At 29.1% G+C, this 2,866-nt stretch carries 2 protein-coding genes; both read right to left on the bottom strand.

Going from position 1 to position 2,866, the window contains the following annotated elements; translation table 11 throughout:
* Positions 1–808 precede the first annotated feature (808 nt).
* Entirely contained in the window at positions 809–1,072 is a 264-nt protein-coding gene (locus ACW2QF_RS19180; RefSeq protein ID WP_455717622.1) for a hypothetical protein, read from the bottom strand.
* A gap of 108 nt (positions 1,073–1,180) precedes the next feature.
* Positions 1,181–2,671, bottom strand: coding sequence for a phytoene desaturase family protein (locus ACW2QF_RS19175; RefSeq protein WP_455717621.1), 1,491 nt, complete (start codon positions 2,669–2,671; stop codon positions 1,181–1,183).
* Between the last annotated feature and the right edge of the window lie 195 nt (positions 2,672–2,866).

Below are 2,866 nucleotides of genomic sequence, written 5' to 3'. Positions count from 1 at the left end.
AATATATTAAATGGGAATTTTAGTTACGATTGTATTGTCGTTAAACAAGATGGTGATACATATTATATTGCTGATACTAATAGAAAATTAGTGATAATTACCGCTGAACAAGTGGTTATAACTATGCCACATAATAAAGAAAATTAATAAATTAGATTCAGGTAAGTTGAAAAACACGGAACTGGATTGGCTAAAAAAATAAATGATAATGTGGTGTTTGCTTTTGTATAATGGGATTCATCACAAAAGCAATGAAGGAAAAAACAGTAAAACTCTTCTTTAGATACGATACGGTGAACCGTATCATAAGTAAGGGGAGTTTTACTGGAATTGGAAAATAAATATGGTAGCAGATTAATGACGAAGTATAAGGGTCAAGTCCCGTAGACTGCATGAAGAATGATTAGGATCAGGTAGAGATACTTGGTCTTTTTTTCGTTTAGGAAAGAGTCGGTAGAATGGGTGAAGACTTGAAAACTAGATTACATGAATTGGCAGAGGGTGTTTTGGCTAATGTGTAAGTAGCTGCATTTAGATTTATATAAGTGTAAGGAATACATGGATAAAGGATTGAAACAGTTAATTGTCGGTTGGATAGGTTACTTTAAACTAGCAGATAAAAGAGTACCTTATGAGAACTTGATGAATGGCTAAGAAGACGTTTACGTCTTTGCTACTGGAGAATCTCCAATAGCCCAATCCTGGCAACAACTCTTAGCAACAAATATCTGAATAGTGTGAGCCGTTAGCTCACACTATTGATTAAAATACAGATATACTTTAGTTTATAATTTAAAATAAATTACATTTACACTCCTGGTCCAAATAAATAAATAAGGATAATTCCAATAGGAATCGCAATATTTATCATTAGTTTAATAAAAGATTTTTTCTTAATTCCAATAAATGTTGATATAATTGCTGGTATTATAGCTAGTACACAACCAGTACCTATAATTCCTATTTGAGAATTAGGAGCAAATGTTGCTAGTATAATATCTAGATAAATAAAAAATGCTATAACATAATATATGATATGCACATATTTATCTGTTTTCATAAGTGTATTCATAGTTTCCTCCCTTTGATTGATTCTTGCATTATTTATATCGGCTAACCACTATCTTTACATTATATTTCATAATAATGTTTTCAAAGCCTTTGGTATAACATAGAATTTTTATTTGCACTTTAATTTATTATAGATATTTTGAGCGACAGTAATACCTGAAGATATGCTACCCTCGTAGCCTCCTCCAGGCTTAACCCATGCTCCAACTAAAAATAGATTATCTACAGGTGTATCAGGAGTTAATCGATGTCTACCAGCTTGATTTACAGTTTGAGAATAACCATAAACAGCGCCATTTGGGTTGTTTGTATATCTTTCCATAGTTCTTGGAGTTCCCAGCTCAGCCACGCTTATATGATTTTTTATACCTGGAAACTTTTCTTCTAACCTATTAATAAGAATATTCTGAAGACTTTCTTTTTGTGCAGTATACTCAGATTTGTCTTTAGACCAAGTATTATAATTGTCTATAATAGTAACTGTTATAACACCTTTATCATACTTATTTAATGACTCGTCCATACTGCTATAATTTGTAACTAACATTCCACATTTTTCGTAATTTGAAGTTATAGATAATTGATAATTTTCTTCAGGCATTCCTACATCAAAATAGAAAACTTCCTCAACTGGAATATTTAAATCTTTTGGATTACAATCTAAACCTATATATAATTGACTCAAACTACATCCAATAGTAGGCTTAGTTATTTTTTCCATATACTTTTTAGGAGCTACATAGTTTTTAGCCATGTTAAATGTATGAATTGGGTTTATATTAGATACTATATATTTCGCTGTAAAAGTTTCACCATTTTTTAAAGTTATACTTTTAGCTTCATTATCTTCAAAGTTTATAGATGTAACTTCAGATCTTAAATTTACAGACCCTCCATTTTCAGTTATTACTTCTACAAAGGAATCTGATAGTTTTTGAGCTCCACCTTGTATATAGTACTTTCCGTAAATATGATAAGAAATCCAAGGTATAAAGTAATATAGTGCACATAGTTGCTTTGGAGGTAGTCCATAATATGGCCATAGAGCAGTAAATATATATATAAAATCATCGTTATTAACATAACTTCTAACTACTTCATCTGTAGTTTTTCCACTCCATTTAATAAACATTAAGCAATCAGTATTTAATTTTTTTAATATAGAAGAATTTTTATCTAAAATAAGTGTTTTAAAACCAGACTTAAACTTATTTATATCTTTAAATAATTTTTCTATATTTCTAACTTCATTTGGAAAAAGGTCAAAGAGTAAGGTTTTGTATAAATGTAAATCATTAGGTATATCAATTAATTTACCTTTATATGGAACACTATAGGCAATATCATTCTTTATTGGGGTTATTTTATTAAGAACTCCGCAGTGATTTAGGATATTATGTGTATTTCCACCTTTATCTAAACCTCCTATTCCATGTAAAGAAACATCGAAATTATATCCACGTCTTTTGAAATTTGTAGCGTATCCTCCTGGAATATGATGTTTTTCGAATACGCCAACCTTAAAACCTAACTTGGATAATCTACTAGCACAAGTTAGTCCAGCTATTCCTGAACCTAAAACTATTACATCAAAATTCATTATTCTAGAATCTCCTTTAAAGTCATGTTTACACTGTAAACATAGTATAACATAAAAAAATATAAAAGGCTATAATAAAATAAATTTGGTATAATAATACTAGATAAACATCTAGTATTATTATATAAAAAAGTATTATTATATAAAAAAGTATTATTATATAAAAATAGGAAAGGGGATAAAATTGGATGTAAA

The sequence above is a fragment of the Anaerosporobacter sp. genome (assembly GCF_965301125.1).
Note: the sequence above shows the minus strand (reverse complement) of the source record. Positions and strands in the feature narration are given on the sequence as shown.